Source organism: Chromatiales bacterium (assembly GCA_020445605.1).
Taxonomy (GTDB): domain Bacteria; phylum Pseudomonadota; class Gammaproteobacteria; order JAGRGH01; family JAGRGH01; genus JAGRGH01.
The window spans coordinates 1-21,097 of sequence record JAGRGH010000054.1; the positions used below are offsets into that span (position 1 = coordinate 1).

At 67.7% G+C, this 21,097-nt stretch carries 25 protein-coding genes; 6 read left to right on the plus strand and 19 right to left on the minus strand.

What is annotated here, in order from left to right:
* Positions 1-94, plus strand: a 94-nt coding sequence (locus KDG50_13345; GenBank protein MCB1866397.1) for an IS3 family transposase, incomplete at its 5' end; no start/stop codon positions are given.
* A gap of 81 nt (positions 95-175) precedes the next feature.
* Here the strand turns inward: KDG50_13345 and KDG50_13350 are convergent.
* Positions 176-646, minus strand: coding sequence for an outer membrane protein assembly factor BamE (locus KDG50_13350; protein MCB1866398.1), 471 nt, complete (start codon positions 644-646; stop codon positions 176-178).
* A gap of 110 nt (positions 647-756) precedes the next feature.
* Between KDG50_13350 and fur the strand changes: the two genes are divergently transcribed.
* On the plus strand, positions 757-1,179 hold the full coding sequence (gene fur, locus KDG50_13355; GenBank protein ID MCB1866399.1) for a ferric iron uptake transcriptional regulator: 423 nt from the start codon (positions 757-759) through the stop codon (positions 1,177-1,179).
* A 43-nt stretch (positions 1,180-1,222) separates the two neighbouring features.
* On the opposite strand, the gene KDG50_13360 is transcribed toward fur, so the two are convergent.
* Together KDG50_13360 and KDG50_13365 are read right to left on the minus strand one after the other, a co-directional pair.
* Positions 1,223-1,678, minus strand: coding sequence for a hemerythrin family protein (locus KDG50_13360; protein MCB1866400.1), 456 nt, complete (start codon positions 1,676-1,678; stop codon positions 1,223-1,225).
* A 148-nt stretch (positions 1,679-1,826) separates the two neighbouring features.
* Positions 1,827-2,267, minus strand: a complete 441-nt coding sequence (locus KDG50_13365; GenBank protein ID MCB1866401.1) for a hypothetical protein — start codon at positions 2,265-2,267, stop codon at positions 1,827-1,829.
* Between the two features lie 123 nt (positions 2,268-2,390).
* Here KDG50_13365 and parC point away from each other — a divergent pair, with 123 nt between their 5' ends.
* Positions 2,391-4,643, plus strand: coding sequence for a DNA topoisomerase IV subunit A (gene parC, locus KDG50_13370; GenBank protein MCB1866402.1), 2,253 nt, complete (start codon positions 2,391-2,393; stop codon positions 4,641-4,643).
* A gap of 15 nt (positions 4,644-4,658) precedes the next feature.
* On the opposite strand, the gene KDG50_13375 is transcribed toward parC, so the two are convergent.
* Entirely contained in the window at positions 4,659-5,021 is a 363-nt protein-coding gene (locus KDG50_13375) for a hypothetical protein (GenBank protein ID MCB1866403.1), read from the minus strand.
* A gap of 42 nt (positions 5,022-5,063) precedes the next feature.
* Here KDG50_13375 and rnd point away from each other — a divergent pair, with 42 nt between their 5' ends.
* Together rnd and KDG50_13385 are read left to right on the plus strand one after the other, a co-directional pair.
* Positions 5,064-6,215 (plus strand): ribonuclease D, encoded by a 1,152-nt coding sequence (gene rnd / locus KDG50_13380; protein ID MCB1866404.1) that lies wholly within the window; start codon positions 5,064-5,066, stop codon positions 6,213-6,215.
* 474 nt (positions 6,216-6,689) lie between these two features.
* Positions 6,690-6,914 carry a hypothetical protein gene (locus KDG50_13385; GenBank protein MCB1866405.1) on the plus strand — a complete coding sequence of 75 codons (225 nt, stop codon included), beginning with the start codon at positions 6,690-6,692 and terminating at the stop codon, positions 6,912-6,914.
* 87 nt (positions 6,915-7,001) lie between these two features.
* On the opposite strand, the gene KDG50_13390 is transcribed toward KDG50_13385, so the two are convergent.
* From KDG50_13390 to KDG50_13440, 11 genes are all read right to left on the minus strand, one after another.
* Complete coding sequence (locus KDG50_13390) at positions 7,002-8,318, minus strand: TRZ/ATZ family hydrolase (protein MCB1866406.1); 1,317 nt, start codon at positions 8,316-8,318, stop codon at positions 7,002-7,004.
* Between the two features lie 218 nt (positions 8,319-8,536).
* Positions 8,537-9,238 carry a DUF599 family protein gene (locus tag KDG50_13395; GenBank protein MCB1866407.1) on the minus strand — a complete coding sequence of 234 codons (702 nt, stop codon included), beginning with the start codon at positions 9,236-9,238 and terminating at the stop codon, positions 8,537-8,539.
* Positions 9,235-10,020 (minus strand): TatD family hydrolase, encoded by a 786-nt coding sequence (locus KDG50_13400; GenBank protein MCB1866408.1) that lies wholly within the window; start codon positions 10,018-10,020, stop codon positions 9,235-9,237. The genes KDG50_13395 and KDG50_13400 overlap by 4 nt, the downstream gene beginning before the upstream one ends.
* A 31-nt stretch (positions 10,021-10,051) precedes the next feature.
* Positions 10,052-10,417, minus strand: a complete 366-nt coding sequence (locus KDG50_13405) for a PilZ domain-containing protein (GenBank protein ID MCB1866409.1) — start codon at positions 10,415-10,417, stop codon at positions 10,052-10,054.
* A gap of 9 nt (positions 10,418-10,426) precedes the next feature.
* Positions 10,427-11,428, minus strand: coding sequence for a DNA polymerase III subunit delta' (gene holB, locus KDG50_13410; GenBank protein ID MCB1866410.1), 1,002 nt, complete (start codon positions 11,426-11,428; stop codon positions 10,427-10,429).
* Positions 11,425-12,054 carry a dTMP kinase gene (locus KDG50_13415; protein ID MCB1866411.1) on the minus strand — a complete coding sequence of 210 codons (630 nt, stop codon included), beginning with the start codon at positions 12,052-12,054 and terminating at the stop codon, positions 11,425-11,427. Before KDG50_13415 ends, holB begins: the two co-directional genes overlap by 4 nt.
* On the minus strand, positions 12,054-13,061 hold the full coding sequence (gene mltG / locus KDG50_13420) for an endolytic transglycosylase MltG (protein MCB1866412.1): 1,008 nt from the start codon (positions 13,059-13,061) through the stop codon (positions 12,054-12,056). Before mltG ends, KDG50_13415 begins: the two co-directional genes overlap by 1 nt.
* Entirely contained in the window at positions 13,061-13,216 is a 156-nt protein-coding gene (locus KDG50_13425; protein ID MCB1866413.1) for a hypothetical protein, read from the minus strand. Before KDG50_13425 ends, mltG begins: the two co-directional genes overlap by 1 nt.
* Complete coding sequence (pabC, locus tag KDG50_13430) at positions 13,213-14,022, minus strand: aminodeoxychorismate lyase (GenBank protein ID MCB1866414.1); 810 nt, start codon at positions 14,020-14,022, stop codon at positions 13,213-13,215. The genes KDG50_13425 and pabC overlap by 4 nt, the downstream gene beginning before the upstream one ends.
* Positions 14,019-14,486: a ribonuclease HI gene (rnhA, locus tag KDG50_13435; GenBank protein ID MCB1866415.1), complete on the minus strand. Its 468-nt coding sequence runs from the start codon at positions 14,484-14,486 to the stop codon at positions 14,019-14,021. Before rnhA ends, pabC begins: the two co-directional genes overlap by 4 nt.
* Positions 14,483-15,253 carry a methyltransferase domain-containing protein gene (locus tag KDG50_13440; GenBank protein ID MCB1866416.1) on the minus strand — a complete coding sequence of 257 codons (771 nt, stop codon included), beginning with the start codon at positions 15,251-15,253 and terminating at the stop codon, positions 14,483-14,485. Before KDG50_13440 ends, rnhA begins: the two co-directional genes overlap by 4 nt.
* 45 nt (positions 15,254-15,298) lie before the next feature.
* Between KDG50_13440 and KDG50_13445 the strand changes: the two genes are divergently transcribed.
* On the plus strand, positions 15,299-17,011 hold the full coding sequence (locus tag KDG50_13445) for a LysM peptidoglycan-binding domain-containing protein (GenBank protein MCB1866417.1): 1,713 nt from the start codon (positions 15,299-15,301) through the stop codon (positions 17,009-17,011).
* 54 nt (positions 17,012-17,065) lie between these two features.
* Here the strand turns inward: KDG50_13445 and KDG50_13450 are convergent, their stop codons facing one another.
* The 4 genes from KDG50_13450 to KDG50_13465 all read right to left on the minus strand — a co-directional run bounded on the left by KDG50_13450 (position 17,066) and on the right by KDG50_13465 (position 20,953).
* Entirely contained in the window at positions 17,066-17,797 is a 732-nt protein-coding gene (locus KDG50_13450) for a class I SAM-dependent methyltransferase (protein MCB1866418.1), read from the minus strand.
* Between the two features lie 283 nt (positions 17,798-18,080).
* The gene (gene mscL, locus KDG50_13455) at positions 18,081-18,485 is read right to left on the minus strand and encodes a large-conductance mechanosensitive channel protein MscL (protein ID MCB1866419.1); all 405 of its coding nucleotides are present in this window, start codon (positions 18,483-18,485) and stop codon (positions 18,081-18,083) included.
* Between the two features lie 114 nt (positions 18,486-18,599).
* Positions 18,600-19,331 (minus strand): hypothetical protein, encoded by a 732-nt coding sequence (locus KDG50_13460; protein MCB1866420.1) that lies wholly within the window; start codon positions 19,329-19,331, stop codon positions 18,600-18,602.
* Positions 19,331-20,953 (minus strand): hypothetical protein, encoded by a 1,623-nt coding sequence (locus KDG50_13465; GenBank protein ID MCB1866421.1) that lies wholly within the window; start codon positions 20,951-20,953, stop codon positions 19,331-19,333. Before KDG50_13465 ends, KDG50_13460 begins: the two co-directional genes overlap by 1 nt.
* Positions 20,954-21,097 lie beyond the last annotated feature (144 nt).

The following is a 21,097-nucleotide window of genomic DNA, read 5'->3' on the forward strand; positions in this document are numbered from 1 at the left end:
GCTGCGATCGTACATCGAGTTCTACAACCGGGAGCGGTTGCACTCCGCGCTCGGTTACCGCTCACCGATCGAGTTTGAACGCCAGTGCAACTAACCAACGGGTGTCCACTTTTGCGTAGGAACTCCCATTTCAACAGCCCACTAGTGGCGGGAGAAGGGGCGGTCAGCGCCGCGTTCAGACCCCGTCGGTGCCGCCGATGCTGTCCAGCGTCTTTCGCAGAATGCTGCGGTCGTCGGTCTTCGGAGGCACGATGATGGCCTGCTCCTTCTGGACCGGCAGTGTTTCGGCGGAAGGATTCGGTCGGAAATCACCGGCGACCCGCACCAGTCGCTCGTCTTCGAAGTAGACCGAAACCCAGTGGCTTTCGGCCTCGCCACTGCCGGGTTTGAATCGGTAGACGTAATCCCATCGGTCGACATGGAACGGGTCCTCGACCATCGGCGTGCCGAGCACGAAGCGTACCTGCGACTTCGCCATACCCGGCTGCAGCCGGTCGATGGCGGTCTGATCGAATTCGTTGCCCTGCTTGACGTCGATGCGGTAGACGCCGGGCAGCGAGGCGCTGAGCCGGTCGATCGTCCCGCAGCCGGCCGCGCCGGCGAGCAGACTTGCGGCCAGTACCCCGTGGATGAGACCCTTTTGCATTAGCGAATCATTACTGCCTGAAGCGGTCAGGCATGATACCCGATCCGCTGGCAGCCCGGGGTCGGTTGCGCCGGCGGGCCGCACGAAATCCACCTCAACCGTTGGACGCCATGGAAACACAGGATCTGCGCAACGCCGGACTCAAGGTCACGCTGCCGCGCGTGAAAATCCTCGATCTGCTCGAGCGCACCAAGCAGCGTCACCTGAGCGCGGAGGACGTCTACAAGCTCCTGCTCGAGGGCGGCGAGGAGATCGGCCTGGCGACCGTCTACCGTGTGCTGACCCAGTTCGAGTCCGCCGGTCTGGTCAAGCGCCATCACTTCGAAAGCGGCCATGCCGTGTTCGAGCTGGACGATACGGATCACCACGACCATATCGTGTGCAACGGCTGCGGGCGCATCATCGAGTTCCTCGACAAGGTCATCGAGGAACGCCAGAAGGCGGTCGCGCGCGAACATGGTTTCAAGATTCGCGACCATGCGCTGGTCATCTACGCCGACTGTCAGACGACCGACTGCCCGAACCGCAAATAGCACCCGCAGCCGCTTGGTGCGGCCGCCAGGGGGGGGCGCCGGCTCAGCCGCCGAACAGCCGCGTCATCCAGGACTTCTTCGCCGCGTGGCCCTTGATGCCCTGCTCGAAGAAGAAGGGCGCATAGGCCTTGTCGCTCTCCATGATGTGCTTGGTGAGCCACAGCTTCAGGAAGTGGATCAGTTCGAAGCTGATTGCGTGCTTCTTGCCGTCGAGTTTTGCGACGAGTTCCGTGGCCTGGCGCGACAGTTCATCGTGCTCGTGCTTGTGGTTCTCGTAGTCCGGGTAATGCAGGATGCGCATCAGGCTTTCCTCGACCGTGAAATGGATGCGCGTGTACTCAAGCAGCCGGTCGAGAATGCCGCGACAGACCTCGTTGCCGTGCCGCTGCATGATTGCCTCGTGCAGATCGTTCAGAAGCCCGACCAGCACCTTGTGCTGTTCGTCGATTTCGTCGATGCCGACGCTGAGTTCGGCGGACCATTCAATCAGCTTTGCCATGCTTTCCCCCGGAGATTCCGACCTTGGAAGCACCAGCCCAAAACAACGGCCGGTCGCGAAGTCCGAGTATAGCGTTCGATCATGATGATGCGCGCGGAAGGGCTTCTCAATTCGTATGGCATGATCTGGGTCAGGTGCCGATGATGCCCTACGCTTCATGCCCGGGCGTGCCGGATGATTCGGCGTCGTAGGCCGTGCGAAAGGCCTCCAGGGCGGAATCGAGGATGCGACGCCAGAGCTGCTCGAGTTCCGGACTGAAATCGGGGTCGCACCGATCCAGTGCATCGATGAGCGCATCCACCCAGCGCGCGTACAGCCCGAACGGAATTCGGAACCCGCGGTGCAGGGTGCCGAGGTAGCCGAAGTACATATCCACGCCGGGCGCGCCCTCGATCAGGAGCTGCATCATGCCCAGCGAGGATTTCAGCTTGCGCTTGAGCCGGTCCATGTCCGAGTGGGCAAAGATGCGGCGAATGTCCTCCGAGGACGAAAGGAAACCGTCGTAGAACAGGTCCAAGAACCGCGGGTCGGCTGTCGCGCGTTCCAGACTGGCGTGAAATCGAGCGAGGTCCGCGGGTTCGAGTGTCATCCGGTTTGCCCCCTGCGCGGCGTGGTGAAGTTCCTGCGTTCGATTTTCGCGGTCTGCGCGAGACGCGCGCAAGCGCGCTACCATGCGCGCCATCCATGAACACCCCGTTGCACGATCGCGCCCATGGCTGAGCCCCCGACCGACCTGCACGACGCGCCGGAGCGCGTCGCGCTCAAGGACTTCACCGAAAAGGCGTACCTCGATTACTCGATGTACGTCATCCTCGACCGCGCCCTGCCGCATCTCGCCGACGGGCTCAAGCCCGTGCAGCGGCGCATCGTCTATGCGATGTCCGAGCTGAGCCTCGGCGCGAACGCGAAGCCGAAGAAGTCCGCGCGCACCGTGGGCGACGTGCTCGGCAAGTATCACCCGCATGGCGACAGCGCCTGTTACGAGGCCATGGTGCTCATGGCCCAGCCGTTCTCGTATCGCTATCCGCTGATCGACGGCCAGGGCAACTGGGGTTCGCCCGACGATCCGAAATCGTTCGCCGCGATGCGTTACACCGAGGCGCGTCTCGCGCCGTTCGCGGAACTGCTGCTGTCGGAACTCGATCAGGGCACGGTCGATTTCGTACCGAACTTCGACGGCACGCTGACGGAACCTGCCCTGCTGCCGGCGCGCGTGCCCAACGTGCTGCTCAACGGTGCGACCGGCATTGCGGTGGGCATGGCCACGGACGTTCCGCCACACAACCTGCGCGAACTCGTGCGTGCGACCGTGCACCTGCTCGAGCATCCGGACGCCAGCCTGGAGAAGCTGTTCAGCTTCCTGCCCGGGCCCGACTACCCGAGCGCGGCGGAGATCATCACCCCGGCCGCCGAACTGCTCGAAATGTATCGCACCGGCATCGGTTCGGTGCGCATGCGCGCGGTCTACGAGGTCGACGATGGCGACATCATTGTCACCGCGTTGCCCTACCAGGTTTCGCCGGCGCGCGTGCTCGCGCAGATCGCCGAGCAGATGCAGGCGAAGAAACTGCCGCTGGTCGAGGACCTGCGCGACGAGTCCGACCATGAGAATCCCACGCGGCTGGTGATCGTCCCGCGGTCCCGGCGCGTGGATGTCGAGCCGCTGATGTCGCACCTGTTCGCGACCACCGATCTCGAACGCAGCTATCGCGTGAACATGAACGTGATCGGGCTCGCCGGCCGGCCCGGGGTGCGCGACCTCAAGGGTCTGCTCAGCGAGTGGCTGGAATTCCGCACCGCGACGGTCCGGCTGCGCCTGCACCATCGACTGAGCAAGGTCGAGGACCGGCTGCACGTGCTGGCCGGGCTCCTGATCGCGTACCTGAACATCGACGAGGTCATCGCGATCATCCGCACCGCCGACGATCCGAAGGCTGAACTGATGGCCCGTTTCGGGCTCAGCGAGCGTCAGGCCGACGCGATCCTGGACCTGCGCCTGCGCCACCTCGCGAGACTCGAGGAGATGCGCATCCGAGGCGAACAGGACGAACTCGGCGCCGAGCGCGATCGCCTGAAGGGGCTGCTCGGTTCCGATGCGCGGCTGGCCGCGCTGATCCGCGAGGAACTTGAGGCCGACGCCCGGCGCTTCGGCGACGAGCGCCGTTCGCCGCTGGTGCTGCGCGAGGCGGCCAGCGCGATGACCGTGACCGAACTCGCGCCCAGCGAACCGGTGACGGTCGTGCTTTCCGAACACGGCTGGATCCGCGCCGCGAAGGGCCACGAGATCGACCCGCGCGAACTGCAATACAAGGCCGGCGACGCCTACCGCGCGCACACCCGGCTGCGCTCGAACCAGAACGTCATCGTGTTCGACACCACCGGCCGCAGCTACACGGTGGCCGCGCACACGCTGCCTTCGGCCCGCGGCCAGGGCGAACCGCTCGGTGGCCGGCTGAACCCGCCGGCCGGCGCAGGGTTCGTCGGCGTGGTGGACGAAACCGCGGGCGCGCGATTCGTCATCGCGAGCGATGCCGGGTACGGATTTGTCGCGCGTGCCGACGACCTGAGCGGCAAGAACCGCGCCGGCAAGCTCGTGCTGAATCTGCCGTCCGGCGCGCAGGTGCTCCCGCCGGTTCCGGTCCCCGAAGGCGACGGCGCGCGCATTGCAGCGATCACCAGCGAAGGTCGCATGCTGGTGTTTCCGCTGAGCGAACTGCCGGAACTCGCGCGCGGCAAGGGCAACAAGATCGTGCAGATTCCGCCGCGACGCGTGACTGCGCGAGAGGAGTTCGTCGTCGCACTGGCCGTGGTGGCGGCCGATGGGCGCCTGACCATCCACGCCGGCCAGCGGCATTTCACGCTGAAGCCCGCCGATCTCGACGCCTATGTCGGCGAGCGTGGTCGCCGCGGATCAAAACTGCCGCGTGGTTTCCAGCGCGTCGATCGAGCCGAGACCGATGTCTGAGTCGATGCGCCGGCTTCAGTCCTCGGCCGGTGGCAGTCGCGCCTCGATCAGCTCGTTTAGTTCGCGCAGCGCCCGGCGCCGCACCGTGGTGACAAGCTTTGGCCGGATCGCCTCAAACACCGAATCCGTCGCGCGGTTGACGCGCTCGTCCAGCGCGCGGGTGAGTTCGGCGACCAGTTCGCGCTTGAAGCGCGAGCGGGTACGCGCATCCCAGGGCTCCTGCTCGGGCAGCTCGTACAGGCTGCTCGACGGCAGCAGCTCCGAGGCGATGCCGCTTCCCGGCGCGCTGTCCGCGAACAGATCCGCGGCATCGCCGAGCGCGTCCGGGTCGACGACCTCGTCGAGGACCGGAATGTTCGGATCGTCACGTCTGGGCATGGCCCTGATTCTAGGCGCGGGCGCTGCGGCGGGCCACCAACCATGACCGGTTTTCCGCTGATTGCCGATCACGCTGCCCTGCGACCGGCGCTTGAGGCGCTCGGTCGCGCGTCCGAAGTGGCGCTCGATACCGAGTTCGTGCGCGAGCGCACCTACTTCGGGCGCCTGTGCCTAATCCAGCTCGCGACCGACGAAGGCATCTGGCTGGTCGACGTGCCCGCGCTCGGCGATCTCGCGCCGCTGGCCGACGCGCTGGCTCGCGCCGGGCTCGTGACCGTCGTGCACGCCGGCCGTCAGGACCTCGAGCTGCTGCTGCAGGTGACCGGCCGGCTGCCGGCCGCGGTCGTGGATACGCAGGTCGCGGCCATGCTGACCGGTCGCGGCGACCAGATCGCCTACGCGGGTCTGGTGGAACCGATCTGCGGCGTCGTGCTGGAAAAAGGCCACGCGCGCACCGACTGGTGCCGCCGGCCGTTGAGCGAAGCCCAGCTCGCCTATGCGGCCGACGACGTGCGTTATCTGTTGCAGGTCTGGCGCAAGCTGGATGCCGAACTCACTATGCGCGGTCGACGGTCGTGGCTGGACGCGGAGCTCGACGGCCTGCTCGACCGCGCGACCTATGAAATCGACGATCGCGCGCAGTGGCGCCGCATCAAGGCGCGCACGAAGCTCAAGCCGCGCGCGCTGGCGGTGCTGCGTGAACTCGCCGCCTGGCGCGAGCACGAGGCGCGCACGCGCGATCTGCCGCGATCCTGGGTGCTCAAGGACGAAGTGCTCGTCGATCTTGCCCGGCGCGCGCCCCGCAAGTCCGACGAACTGGCCGAGATCCGCGGCCTGCCCGAGGGCTGGATCGAACGCAGTGGCAAGGCTCTGCTCGATCTCATTGGCGCAGCGGGCGCGTTGCCGCCCGATCAGTGGCCGCAGGAATCCGCCCCGGCGCGGCCAGATCCGAAACTGGAACCCGTCGTGGACCTGCTGGTTGCCACGGCCCGTAGCCGGGCGCTGGCCGAAGGCATTGCACTGCCGGTCGTGACCGGTCGCGATGAACTGCGCCAGCTCGCGGCCGGCGAACGCGACCTGCCGGTTCTGAAGGGCTGGCGCCGGCGCATGGTCGGCGATGAACTGCTGCGCGTCGCGGCTGGCGAAACGGCCCTGCGCGCGGATGACGGTGGCATCGTGCTGGAAACACCCTGATCTCGCCCGAAGGCTCCGCCAACGGTGCGCAGTGTGCACCCGCTGATCCGGTTCCTTCATGAACCGCCAAGGCGCCAAGCACGCCAAGGAATTTCATTGCGGAGGCGCATTGCGTGCCGGCTTCGCCTAATCTCGAACCGCAAAGGGGCAAAGGTCGCGGAGAATATTCTTTGGTGTGTGGAACCTCTCTGTGCACATCGGCGCGGGACATCTTCTCGCGGCGCGCCGCGCACACTCATGCTGCCGGACCGACAAACTCTGCGCCCTTTGCGTCTCTGCGGTTCAAAGACCGCTGGCTCCGGTGCTGGTTGCGCACCGAGCTTGCGCTTGACACCACTTGGCGCCATGGCGGTTCACAACGGTGCGCACTACGGACCGTTCGCGGCGAATGAATACTCGGTTGTGTGGTGTGCGGTTGGCGATGCGTAACGCAATCGCTGGCGGGCGTGTCGGGGCTGGCCTACGCTTTACCGCATGAAAACACGAATTGCCCTGCTGCTCACGCTGGCGTTTCTGGCTGGCTGCGGTGATTCCACGGACAAGCGCACCGCGGCGGAGAAGGGCGATGACCGCCTGCTGCGCTATACGCGCGAGCATGTCGATCAGGCGCGCGAGGTCGTTCGCTTCACGCAGGAGAACGAGGCACTGGAGCGCAAGCGGCTCGAGGAACTTGGGCTGGAGCGCAATCCGCAGCGCTAGCAGGTCGTTGAAAAAGGCCCATCCATGGCCTTTTCAACGTCGCAACCGAAAAGCGCGGTTTTGGGCTGTTCACGCCCGCGCCAGGTTTCAGCCCCGGTCGGCGGCGGCGATGCGTTCGCGCCAGTGCTCTGCGGCGCTTACGAAGGTATCGGCGTCGATGTCCACGAACTGACCGGCGGCGAGCCGCCGGCGGCCGGCGACCCAGACATCGGTGACCTGATCGCGCGAGGCCGCGTAGACGATCTGCGAGACCGGGTCGTAGACCGGGCTTGTCGCCACGCCACCCAGATCGATGGCAAGCAGGTCGGCCTGTTTGCCCGCGACAATCGACCCGATCTCCTCGCCGAGTCCCAGCGCGCGCGCGCCGGCCAGCGTCGCCATGTGCAGGGCCGCCGCCGCCGGCAGCACGGCCGGGTCGCCGGCCACGCCCTTGGCGAGCAGGGCCGCGGTACGCAGTTCGCCGAGCATGTCGAGGTCGTTGTTGCTCGCGGCGCCGTCGGTACCGAGCGCGACGTTCACGCCGGCATCGAGCAGCGCGGCGACTGGGCACAGTCCGCTCGCGAGCTTCAGGTTGGACTCCGGGCAGTGGACCACGTGCACGCCGGCGGCGGCGACGCGTTCGATCTCGCCGGCTTCGAGCTGGGTCATGTGCACGGCGAGCAGCGGCGGGCCGAGCAGGCCCAGTGCGTCCAGACGCGCGAGCGGGCGTAGTCCGAAGTGTTCCAGCGAACCGGCGATCTCGCTCGCGGCCTCGTGCAAGTGCATGTGCACGGGGATGTCGAGTTCGTCGGCCTGCACCTTCACGCGCCGCAGCGCGTCATCGGGAACGGAATAGGGCGCATGCGGCGCAAACGCCGTCGTCACCAGCGGGTAGCCGCGGCAGGCGTCGTGCATCTGGGCGGCACGCGTGAAATAGCCGTCGACATCGGCCGCCCATGCGGACGGGAACTCGATCACGATCAGCCCCATCACCGCGCGGATGCCGAGTGCCTGCGCCTCGTGCGCGGCGATGTCGCCGAAGAAGTACATGTCGTTGAAACAGGTAGTGCCGCCGCGCAGCATCTCGGCGGCGGCGAGTCGCACGCCGTCGCGCACGAAGCCCTCGCCGATCCAGCGTGCCTCGGCCGGCCAGATGTGCTGTTCCAGCCACGCCTTGAGCGGCAGGTCGTCGGCCAGCCCGCGCAGCAGGCTCATTGCGGCATGGGTGTGCGCATTCACGAAGCCGGGCAACAGCGCATGGCCGGGCAGTGCGACGCGTTCGCGCGCCTCGAACTGCGGGGCCTCGGCCGCCGGCACCACCGCGACGATGCGGCCCTCGTCGACCGCGACGCAGTGCTGATCCAGCGTGCCGGCCGGTTCGACCGGCACGACCCAGCGTGGAACGATCAGTGTCTCTACCTGCATGCGGGCACTCGCGAACGTGATGCGTTAGCAGGCTGTTGAAATTTTCATTTCAACGGCCGGTTAGCGCGAGAAAGGGACGTCTCGCCCGAAAATCGAACACACAAGTGTCTGATTTTCGTGAGCAACCGAGAACCGCGCTTTTCGGTTGCGACCTTGAAAGGACCGTGGATGGGCATTCTTCAACAACCTGTCAGGAGGCCCGGACGCGTCCGAGGCGATCAGCCCAGTCCGGCCAGCAGGGCGTCAAGCGTGCGCGAGCGGAACTCCCGCCGGTACAGCACGGCGACGACCCAGGCCGAGGCCAGCATGAAGGCGACCGGATGCACGAACCACGTCAGCAGGGCGAGACTGAAGTAATACGCGCGCAGGCCGCGGTTGAAGCTCGTGATCGCATACCAGACCACTTCCGACAGCGACTGGCCGTGCTTGTCGCGCTCGGCCTGCGAAACGCCTGCGTCGTCGAACAGCGGCGCGCTGCCGACCAGGATGGACGCGAATCCCCACTGACGCATGCACCAGGTGAACGTGAAAAACGCGTACGCGTAGATCAGCACCAGCAGCAGCATGCCGAGTTCCCAGGCCTCGTGACTGACGCTTTGCAGGAACGGCAGTTTGGAGAGAAACGTCACCGCCTGGTCCGACGAGCCGGCCGCCGTCAGAAGGCCGGCGATGATCAGCAGACTGCTCGAGGCCAGAAATGCCGCGGGACGTTCGATGTTCGAAATCGCCGCGGTATCGACGATGCGCACCTCGCGCTTTTGCAGCACACGCACCCAGCGCTGGCAGTGGCGGTGCAGGGCGTCCTGTAGGCGGTCGCGGCGTTTGGATCGTCGCTGCGAGAACTGGTTGTAGCCGATCCAGCACGCGGCGAACCAGAGCAGCGCCAGCCAGTCGAGCGCACTGACGCCGGGGATGCTCACGCAGACTGGGCGGGCAGCCCGAACAGGCGGGCGTAATTGGCCGTGGTCTGCCGTTCGATTTCGGCGTAGTCGGTGCCGCGCAGTTCGGCGATGTGTTCGGCGACGTAGCGCGTCCAGCCCGGCTGGTTCGGCTTGCCGCGTTTGGGTACGGGCGCGAGATACGGCGAGTCGGTTTCGACCAGCATGCGCTCGGCGGGCATGCGGCGCGCGACATCCTTGAGTGCTTCGGCGTTGCGAAACGTGACGATGCCGGAAAACGAGATGTAGAATCCCAGCGCCAGTGCGCGTTCGGCCGCGGCCCAGTCCTCGGCGAAGCAGTGCATGACGCCACCGGCTTCATCGGCGTGTTCGTTTTCCAGGATGTCCAGCGTGTCCGCGGTGGCCTCCCGCATGTGGATGATCAGCGGCTTGCCGCATTCGCGCGCGGCGCGGATGTGCGTGCGAAAACGCTCGCGCTGCCAGTCCAGGTCGCCGTCGCTGCGGAAGTAGTCGAGTCCGGTCTCGCCGATTGCGACGTTCTGCTGATGTGTCGCCAGCGCGACGAGTTCGTCCACCGTCGGTTCGTGGCACTCGCGATGGTTCGGGTGCACGCCGACGGAGATCGACACCTCGGGTCGGCCCTCGACCAGGGCGAGCATCTTGGGGTAGGCCTCGAGATCAATGGACACGCACAGAAAGTGTCCGACGCCCAGCTCGCGCGCGTTCGCGAGCACGCCGTCCAGGCCGCCGTCAAAGCGGTCCAGATCCAGGCAGTCGAGGTGGCAGTGCGAATCGATGAGCATGGGGAACGCGCGCGGCGGGCCGCGCGCGGGGTCACATCGTGTGGGTCGGCGCGTCCGAGTTCAGTCGGTGGGCAAGGTAGTTCTCGATGCGCATGCGGGCCTTGCCGTCAGGGGTTGTGAACTGCACGCCGATGCCGGGCTGGCGATAGCCATCGGCGCCGCGCGGGGTGATCCACACGACGCGCCCCGCGACCGGCAGCTTGTCGCGGTCGTCCATCAGCGAAAGCAGCATGAACACCTCGTCGCCGAGCTTGTAGGGCTTTTCGGTCGGGATGAACAGCGCGCCGCCGCGCACGAACGGCATCCACGCCGAGTACAGGGCGTTCTCGTCGCGGATGCTGACGTTCAAGATGCCCGCGCCGGGCTTTGCGAACGGTACCGATGGGTTCTCTGCCATGTGATCTCGTCAGGTGCGTGCGTTGGTGGCCGGCGCCAGAGCGCTCAGGCGCGTGAACAGCGCTTCAAAAACCAGCCGTTTCGCCAGCGGCGCGTCCCATTCGGCGCGCACCGTGCTCACGGCGTCGGCGGCCTCGAACAGTCCCTGCAAGGATAGCGAATCGGCCAGCGCGCGCAAGCCGCGCGCCAGTTCCGGCAGATCGGCCGAAGCCGCACCAGCGCCGCCGGCCTGAATCCGCAGCGCATCGATGAGCCAGCCATGCAGCCAGCGCAGCAACAGCGCGCCGTCGCCTTCAAACCAGGTCTGCGCGAGTCGCAGCGGGCTGGCGCGGCCGCGGATCAGGTCCACGACATCGGCAAGCACCCGCGGTCGCGATCGGTCCGCGTCGCCGTCGGCCAGTGCCAGCGCGGCGAATGGCGCGCCACCGGCGGCATCGAGCAGTGCCGGTGCGCGCTGCGGTTCGGCGATCTGCGCGCCCAGCCACGCGCGCGCGATTGCGGCCGAAGGCGCCCGCACGCCGAGCCGGTGGCAGCGGCTGCGCACCGTCGCCGGCAGGCGGCCCGGCCGCTCGGCGACGAGGATCAGCACGACACCTGCCGGAGGTTCCTCCAGCGTCTTCAGCAGCGCGTTGGCGGCGGCGATGGTCATGCTGTCCGCGGCGTGGACGATGCCGATGCGCCGGCGGCCGCGGCTGCCGCTCAAGAGCAGCGCGTCGCCGAGGTCGCGGATCGCGTCGATGCCGAGCGCGCGGCCTTCCTCGGGCTGCACGCTGAAGCGGTTCGGATGGCTGCCGGCCGCCAGCAGATGGCATTCGGCGCAGTGACCGCAGGGGGCGCCTTGGGCGTCGGGCCGGGTGCACAGCAGGGCCGCCGCGAGGCGTTCGGCGAGCAGCCGCCGGCCGGTGCCGGCCGCGCCCGTGATCATCAGCGCGTGGTGCAGTCGGTCGGCGCGTTCACTGGCCCACAGCGCCTGCCAGGGCTCGACGAGCCACGGCGGAAGTTCCGTGTTCATGCGGACGTGGCCAGAAGATCGCCCACCGCCGCGAGCACGGCGGTCGTCACCGCATCAATCGAACCACTGGCGTCGATCACGCGCATGCGCTGCGGATCGGCCGCCGCGCGGGCGCGGTAGGCCTCGGCCACGCGCTCGAAGAAGCTGGCCCGTTCGCGCTCGAAGCGGTCCGGCTCGCCGCGTCCGGCGGCGCGCGCGAGGCCGGTATCCACGGGCAGGTCGAACAGCAGGGTGCGGTCCGGCCACAGGTCGCCGTGCACGAGCTCGGCCAGTGCCGCGACGGGTGCGTCGCCCAGCCCGCGCGCCGCGCCCTGGTAGGCGAAGCTCGCGTCGGTGAAGCGGTCGCAGAGCACCCAGGCCCCGCGCGCCAGGGCCGGGCGGATCTGCCGTTCGAGATGATCGCAGCGAGCGGCGAACATCAGCAGCAGTTCGCCGAGTGGCGGCATGCCGGCGTGGGCGGGATCCAGCAGGATGTCACGTACGGCCTCGGCGAGCGGGGTGCCGCCTGGCTCGCGCGTGACGACGACGTCCAGCCCGCGACCGCGCAGGTGCTTGCCGAGCCGTTCGATCTGCGTGCTTTTGCCCGCACCTTCGCCGCCCTCGAAGGTGATGAACCGGCCGCGCATCACGGGCGGCCGAGCTGGTGGCGCGCGACCGCGCGGTTGTGGTCCTCCAGCGTGTCGGAGAACACGTGTCCGCCGCTGCCGTCCGCGACGAAATACAGCGCGGTCCCGGCTGCCGGGTGCACGGCCGCGTGCAGTGCCGCGCGACCCGGCATCGCGATCGGGGTCGGCGGCAGACCGGCACGGGTGTAGGTGTTGTACGGCGTGTCGGCCTCGAGGTCGCGCCGGCGCAGGTTGCCGTCGAAGGTCTCGCCCAGCCCATAGATCACGGTCGGGTCGGTCTGCAGGCGCATGCCCCGGCGCAGGCGGCGGATGAACACGCCGGCGATCTCGGCGCGCTCGGCGGCGACGCCAGTTTCTTTTTCGACGATGGATGCCAGCACCAGCGCCTGGTCCGCGGTTTCGAGCGGCAGCCCGGTCTCGCGCGTGGCCCAGGTCCCGGCGAGCGCCTGATCCATCGCGGTCGCGGCGCGTTCGAGCACGGCCAGGTCGGACTCGCCGCGCGGGAACTGGTAGGTGTCCGGCAGGAAGCGACCCTCCGGATGCACGCCTGCCCGACCCAGGCGGGCCATGATCGCGGCGTCATCGAGTTCCGTCGTCGCGTGGTTCAGCACCTCGTGGGCGTTCAGCGCCGCGCGCAGCTGACGGAAGGTCCAGCCCTCGATGAAGGTGATCGAGTGCTGCACCACCGCACCGGCGACCAGCTGGTCGAGCAACGCGCCGGGCGTGCTGTCGGCCGCGATTCGGTATTCGCCGGCGCGGATGCGCTGCGACTGGTCGCGCCAGCGGCCGAACCAGACCAGGTAGCGCGGGTCGCCGAGCGCGTTTGCGACGGCCAGCGTCTGCGCCACGTCGCGCAGCGTCTGGCCGCGTTCGACTTGCAGCGTGAAACCGGCCTCGGGAAGCGCCAGCGGTGTGGTCGAGAAGCGCTGGTACTCCGCGTACACAAAGACCGCGGCCGCCGCGCCGAGCACGGTCAGTCCCATGAAGAGGCGGGCCAGCCAGCGCATCACGACCGCAGACCCTCAAGCGCCGGGTAGGGTGCGCACTGCGCACCGCTGATGCGTAGCAAATCTCCTTGGTGCGCGATGTGCACCCTACCGCTGGCTTTGATCGTTGCGATCGCGCGCTGCATGCCGTGGGCTTCGAAGGCATTGGGCATCATGGCCGCAGCACCTCGGGCAGTTCGCCCTGCAAGGCACGGGTCAGCGGGCCGACCGCCAGCCGTCGGCCCGCCAGATCCACTATGGGCCAGATGCCATGCACGCTGTTGCAGACGAACAGCTCGGTGCATTTCGCGAGGTCCGCGTCCGTGAACTCGCCGACGACCGCCGGGGTTCCGAGCGCTTGCAGGCGTTCAATCAGCCACTGACGCATGACGCCGGCGATGCCGCAGTTGGTGATCGCCGGCGTGTGCCAGCGCCCGTCGCGGGCGAAGAACAGGTTCGTCATGGTGCCGCCGATGACATGGCCCGCGGCGTCGTACATCAGGCCTTCGGTGATGTCCTTGTCGCGCCATTCGGCGCGGGCGAGCACCTGTTCCAGGCGGTTGAGGTGTTTCATGCCGGCGAGCAGGGGCTGGAGCGCGAGCCGGGTCTCGCAGCGGCGCACGCGGATGCCCCTGGCCGACTGGTTGCGCGACGACCGGTAGGCATGGGCCGAGATGATCCGGCGCGCCCGTGTACCGGGCGGGATGCGGTAGCCGCGCGGCGCGCTGCCGCGCGTCAGCGTGATGCGCACGGCGGAATCGTGGCCGCCGGCCTCGGCGAGGACCTCGTCATGCAGGCGTTTCGAGGTCGGGGTCTTGATGCCGAGCCGCGCGCAGCCGCGTGCGAGGCGGTCCATGTGCCAGCGCCAGAACAGCGCCTCGCCGTCGATGACGGCGATGGTCTCGAACAGGCCGTCGCCGTACAGCATGCCGCGATCGTTGGCCGGAATGCGCTCTTCGGGGGTGCCGTTGATCAGCGTCATGTTGCCCGCCTGTTAGTGTTAACAGACCCTAGTTCGTCGATCGCCCGGTTCGCGAGCTGGTCGGCGCGTTCATTGTCGGGATGTCCGGTATGGCCGCGCACCCAGTGCCAGTCGATCTCGTGACGCTGCACCGCCTTGTCCAGGCGCTGCCAGAGATCCACGTTCTTGACCGGGGCCTTCGCCGCGGTGCGCCAGCCCCGGCGCTTCCAGCCGTCGAGCCACTCGGTCACGCCCTTCATGACGTACTGCGAGTCGGTGGTGAGCTTCACGCGCGAGGGCTTTTTGAGCGCCTCCAACGCGTGGATTGCCGCGAGCATTTCCATGCGGTTGTTGGTGGTCAGCCTTTCACCGCCGTACAGCTCGCGTTCATGGCCCCCGGCGCGCAGCAGCGCACCCCAGCCGCCGGGGCCGGGATTGCCGCGACAGGCGCCGTCGGTGGCGATCTCGATCACACTGCTGGTCATGAGTGCGGGGGGCCCGACCTGGGTGTGGGCACGCGGCCCTGATCGGCGATCTCCGGGCGCGCGGCAATACTGAAGCGGGCCGCGCGCGGCCGCAATGGCGTCAGCGTTGCGCGCCTGCGCACGGCCAGCACCGCGTAGGCGGCGGCGAGACCCGCGCCGGGCCAGCGCGAACGGGCCGGTTCGCGCGAGGGGCGTATGTGCACGGGACGCACGGTGTCGATCTTCATGCCGAGCAGCTCGAGCCAGTCAGCGAGCCGGCCGAGCCGGATGAAGGCCGCGTTGTAAGGCGCCTGCCGGCGGGTCGTGAGCCAGCGCCGCAGGCCGTAGCGGCCCCAGGGCGAGAACCCCACGACCACCAGCCGGCCTTCGCCGATCAGCACGCGTTCGGCCTCGCGCAGGACCTGATGCGGGGAGTCACTGAAGTCCAGTGTGTGCGGCAGCACCACGGCGTCGATGGAGTCCGCCCGCAGCGGCCATTCGCTGTCGCGGACCGCGGCGCGTTCGTAATCCGCGCCGGCCGCAGGAGCGGTGTCGGTCGTGTCGAGCACGAACTTGCGTCGCACCCGACAGTCACGCAGCGCCGCGTCGCGCCAGCCGGGATCACCCACCTGCACCAGGTAGTAACCGAATACGTTGCCGAGCAGCTCGCGCACCGCCGCGCGCTCGTGTCGCGCGAGCCGACGACCGGTCGGCGTCGCGAACCAGTCACGCAGGCCGGCTACCGCAGGGCGAGAATCGGAAGCGACCGCGGGCGGGTTTGGCGACATGGGCTGGGTTGACCGTTCGGGAGCGCAAACCTACCATGCCGACGCATGTTCCGCACCGCGACTGCATGGCTCGCAGCGCCGATCCTGTTCGTCGCGATCGGCGGCTGCGCCGGCGTGGATTCCCCACCGCCCGAGGCCGCCGGGCAGTCGTCGGCCGCGGCGCCGACGCTGGTCGATACACACACACCAGGCGCGAAGCCGTCGCTTCCGGCAAAGCCTGTCGAGGCCCCGCGGACGCTCGCGTCGGCGCCCACCGACGAGCAACGCTGTTGGCCGGCGCCCGTCGCCGAGGTCGATCCACCGGAAGGTTTCGCCGATCACGATGATCTGTGGGCCCGCATGCGCGGCCTGTACGCGCTGGGCGATGCCGAGGACGCGCGCGTCGCGCGCCAGGTCAGCGAATACGCTGCGAACCCCGAGCTTCTGTACCGTCTGACGGCCGCCGGCACGCCGTACCTGCATCACATCGTCGAGGCGGTCGAGGCACGTGGTCTGCCCGGCGAACTGGCGCTGCTGCCGGCCATCGAGAGCGGCTACCGGCCGTACGCCTACTCGCACGGGCGTGCGGCAGGGCTGTGGCAGTTCATTCCGGGCACCGCGCGGCTGCACGGACTCAAGAAGACCTGGTGGTACGACGGCCGGCGCGATGTAGTCGCGGCGACCGACGCCGCGCTGGATTTTCTGGAGAACCTGAACAACCGCTTCAACGGCGACTGGCTGCTCGCGATCGCCGCGTATAACGCCGGCCCGGGCACCGTCGACCGGGCGATCCGCAAGGCCGCCGCGCGGGGCGGACCGACGGACTTTTTCTCGCTGGACCTGCCGCGCGAGACCGAGCGCTACGTGCCGAAGCTGCTGGCGCTTGCGCGCGTCGTCCGGCACCCGGACGCCTATGGGGTGGACCTCGCCGCGATCCCTGACGAGCCGTATTTCACCGTGCTCGAGACCGACGGCCAGATCGATCTGGCGCGCGCCGCGGACTTGGCCGGCGTGGAAGTCGAGACGCTCTACCAGCTCAATCCCGGCTTCAACCGCTGGGCCACCGATCCGGACGGCCCGCACCTGCTCGCGGTGCCGCTGGACGGCGCGCGGTCGCTGCGCGAGGGGCTGGCCGGGTTGCCGGCCGACGAGCGCGTGCAGTGGAACCGCTACCGGATCGAGGAGGGCGACACACTCAGCACCATCGCGCGGCGCCACCGCGTGACCGTCGCGCTGCTCCGGGAGATCAACCAGCTCCGCGGCAACCAGATTCGTGCCGGCCAGTATCTGCTGATCCCCAGCGCCACGCAGCCGCTCGCGCAATACGCTGGCAGCGTCGAATCGCGCCGCGCCGAGCGCATTGCGAACGTCGAGGCTAATGGCGCGGGTTCGTATGTGGTGGCTGCCGGGGATTCCTGGTGGTCCATCGCACGCCGCCACGGGCTCGGCACCATCGCGCTCGCGAAGGCGAACGGCCGCGCGCCGGGCGATACCCTGCGCGAGGGCGAGCGCATCCTGATTCCGGGCGGCGGCACGGTGATGCCGGTCGAGCCGACGGCAACGACGGCGAGCGCGCTCGTGCCACCGGCGGGCGTGAATCTGCCGGGCCGCACCCAGAAGGTGACCTATCGGGTTCGCGAGGGCGATTCGCTGTGGTCCATCGCGCGGCGCTTCAACGTGCGGGTTGCGGAACTCCAAAGCTGGAACGGTCTGGGCGACGGCGTGCTACGACCAGGCCAGAGCCTGCACGTCTATGTGGACGTGACCGCGGCACTGTAGTCCGGCTAACGGGAACGGTAACAGAGGGAACTCTGAGCTCCCGGTTTTGGGTGTTCAGTCGTTCTTACGGGCTACGAGAATCAGATTCTTCCCGATCGGCGGTGGAATCCAGCCCTCTATGCGCCGCATCACGGGTACGATCCAGCGGTCGTAGAGGTCCACCTGACCAGCGCTCACGGCCTCACGCCGGAGCACGCGGAACAACAGCCACCACGGTAGAACGCCCGCAATGTCGAAGTACCGGCAATGAAGCACTTCGAATCCGGCATCCTGCACGCGGTTCAGAAGCTCGCCGCGTCGATAGCGACGGAAGTGTCCGACGGCGGCGTCGGCCGTGCCGTACAACCATGGCAGCGCCGGCACGAAGATGCAAAGGTGCCCTCCCGTGCGAAGGCTTTCGTGCACGTATGCAAGCTCTGCGGCATCGTCTTCTATGTGTTCGAGCACATTGACGTAAAACACCGTGTCCGGGGTCGTGGGGAGGTCGCTATGCCGAGCGCCAAAAAAATCATTGATCGCGACGGCGCCCGGGTGGGACGCGAGCCGGTCGTGTAGCAATGGGAACATGTTGCTGGAGGGCTCCAGCGCCGTAAGGCTCTGCGGCTGCGACTGCAACAGAAACTCTGAAAAATTGCCGGTGCCCGCACCGATTTCGAGCAGGTGTCGTCCGACGTAAGGTCTGAACCGGTCCATGATCCAGTGGTGATAATTCACCGCGAACGACATGGCCTCCAGATCGCGCCCGAAATACTCGCCGGAATCGGGGGCGTCGCTATTCGGGTTCATCGATCCGTCGATTCATTCATCGCGCCGCGCTTGACAGGTTGTTGAAAAAGGCCCATCCATGGCCATTTTCAACGTCGCAACCGAAAAGCGCGGTTTTCGGTTGCTCACGAAAATCAAGCACTTGTGTGTTCGATTTTCGGGCGATACGTCCCTGTCTCGCGTTATCAGGCTGTTGAAATGAGAATTTCAACAGCCTGTTAAGGCAGCCGCAACATGCGGTGGAAGCCGCGATCATTCGAAGGGCACCCGCGTGCACGAAAATGCAGGCGCGCGGGTGACCGGCTCAGCGATTTTTCAGCAGGTCGCGGATTTCGGCGAGCAGTTCCTCTTCGCGCGAGGGTTTCGGCGGCGCTGGCGGTGGAGCGGCTTCTTCCTTCTGTTTCAGGCGGTTCATGAACTTGATGACCATGAAGATCGCGAACGCGATGATCGTGAAGTCGATGACGGTCTGTACGAACTTGCCGTAGCCCAGCGTGACGGCGGCCTGGCCGTCGGCCGCGGCCTTCAGCGTCACGGCGAGGTCCGAGAAGTCCACGCCGCCGATCAGGATGCCGAGCGGCGGCATGATCACGTCGCCGACCAGCGACGAGACGATCTTGCCGAACGCCGCACCGATGATGATGCCGACCGCCATGTCGACCATGTTGCCCTTGACCGCGAACTCGCGGAATTCCTTGATCAGACTCATGCTGCCTCCAGTGAATGATTCAATACCGTGGAAGTGGAGAAGTCTCCACCGTTTCCAGTCAGCCCCATGAAGTGATCATTGTTCCGGCAGTTCGAGACTGCGCGACAGCCCTGATCAGTCTTTGTGTTTTTCTTTCTGCAGCCTGCCGGCCTGGCCCTTCCAGTCGTCGCGCTGCATGCGATCCGGAAAGGCCTTGAGCGCGGCGGCAACCGTGTCGAGATCATCGGCGGTGAACGCCGCGATCTGCCGGTAGCTCGTGATGCCCATCTCCTTGAGCATGGCCTCGATCTTGGGCCCGATGCCGTTGATGAGTTTCAGGTCGTCGTTGCTGGTCGGCGCGTCGCCGGCCGTGCGTGTGGCGATTTCCGCAACGCGCTTGCGCGCCTCCGCGGCGGACGCCGGTGGTTTTGATGCCGGGGCTGCGGCGGGTTTCGCGGCGGCCTTTGGACGCGGGGCGGCACGCTTTGGTTTCGGGGCGGGATTCGCGGCCGCGGACCGGGCCGCTTTCAGCTGCTTGTCCAGATCCCCGGCTCTTGCTTCGCAGTCGTCCGCGCGTTGTTCGGCGGCCTGCAGCGCGGCGGTCGCGGCAGTGTGATCCGCGCGGAGCTTCGCGCTGTCCTTCTCGGCCTTCGCGAGTGCGGCGCGGGCCGTGTTCGCTTGGGCGGTTTCATCGGCCAGGCCTTTGCGCAGGGCCTCGTTGCGGTCGCGTTCATCCTCGAACCGCGGCCCCCATTCGGCGACCAGCGCGCTGCGCACGCCGCGGCCGCGGCTGAACCAGCCAATGCCGATGCCGATGGCCAGTGCGATCAGCAGGAATACGACGATCTCGGTGATGGCGTAGAGCATCAGGGCGTCTCCGATACCAGCAGTTGTACGTAACGTTCGGCGTGGCGCGCGGCGACCGGTTCGGGCGCGGCCGTGGCCCTGAGGCCGATGCGCGTGCCGTCGATCCCGGTCGCGGTCAGTGCCGTCTGCACGGCCTCGGCGCGGGCGCGCGCGCGCCGGGCGCCGTCGGCGCTCGGTGCGTCGATGTATTCCAGCGTCACCGTCAGGCCCGGGTAGCTCGCGAGGATGTCGGTGATCCACTCGATCTGATGGCCCATGCCGGCGCCGATCTCGGTCGAGTACTCGGGGAACAGCAGCACCGAGCCGATGCGTTCGTCGATCAGGCTCTGCACCTCTTCGGCACTACGAGCGCGCGGCTTCAGGTCGACGCGCGTGGTCCCCGGCGCGAGCACCTGGGTCAGCAGGCGGCTCAGCGAGTCGGCCTCCGCCAGCGTGTCCACGCTGCCTTCGACGAGGGTCTCATCGCCGATCATGTACAGCGCGAAGTCCGACAGGAACTGCAAACGTGACAGCGCGGCGGCGAACCGCACGTTGGCGTCCAGCGCCGCGATGTCGCGATCGACATCGACCTGCGACTGCACCCTTGTGGCGCCCAGCACGGCACGCGCGACGGTTTCGGTCACCTGTCGATCACGCTGGCTGCCGACCGTGCCGTTCAGCGTGAGTTGTCCGCCTGCGACGGTCGCTGCGATCTGCGCGGGCAGCAGTGGTTTGACCGAGATGTCGGTCGTGATCAGAAAGCCGCGGGCCAGTCGGCCGAGGCGCGCCAGCGCGGCCTCGCGGGCGGCCGTTTCCGCTGCACGGCCACGCAGCTCGACCGTATCGCCGCGCAGTACCAGCGAACCGGTATGCAGTTCGCGCAGCGCGCGGAGCAGCACGGAAATCGCGCCCTCCCAGCCGCTCGCGGCGGAGTCCGACACGCTGATGCTCGGGTCCACGGCGTCCGTGCCGAAGATCGCGCGCGCGGGGCTCAGCACGCGGTTGGCCAGCGCCGGGTGCGCCAAAGTCGCACGCAGGGCCAGGCGGTCGCCGTCCCAGCGCATCGCGAGCGCAGCGTCGGCGGGCAGCGTCGTCGAGTCGGTGTTCTGTGTCCCGGCCTTTGCCGGCGGTGCGGGCGACTGTGCTGCAGGCCTCGTGGTCTCGGTGCTGACTGCCGGAGCCGGAGCCGGAGCCGGGGTCGGTTTGACGGTCGCAGGGGCGGGCTCGGGTTTCGCGGCAGCCACGGGTGCTGGCGCAACCGGCACGGGCGCTGCCGCGGGCGGTGCGGCAGTCGGGGCCGGCGTTGCGATCACCGGCGCGTCGGCCGGGCGCGATGCGATGAATCGCGCGACGCGCACGCCGTCGACAGCCTCGGCGACCTGCTCGATCGTCCAGCGGCGGTCCGGCGACAGCGACGGGCCGCGCAGGGTGCCGTCACGGCCGTCGAAAGTGATCTCATCGACGAGTTCGCGCAGACCCGCATGGTCGAGGGCCGCGCTGGTGCGCTCGTTGAGATCGCGCTGTTCGCGCGGGATCGCCCAGAGCACGCTCACGACGACCAGCACGACGAATGCGAACCACAGCAGGTTCAGCCTGGTGCGTTCGCGTGCCTGGATGGCAGCGACTTCTTCGCTGGGGGTCATACGCGGGTTCCGGGTTGTTATGCGTCACGATGGCCGTCACGGGGGTGCCGACCGTGGCCCGCTGCTTCTGACGGGCTGTCCGGCGATTTTAGCAGCACGGCGCGAGAGTGCATGGCCAAGGCAACGCCGTGCCGGCCGGGGTGG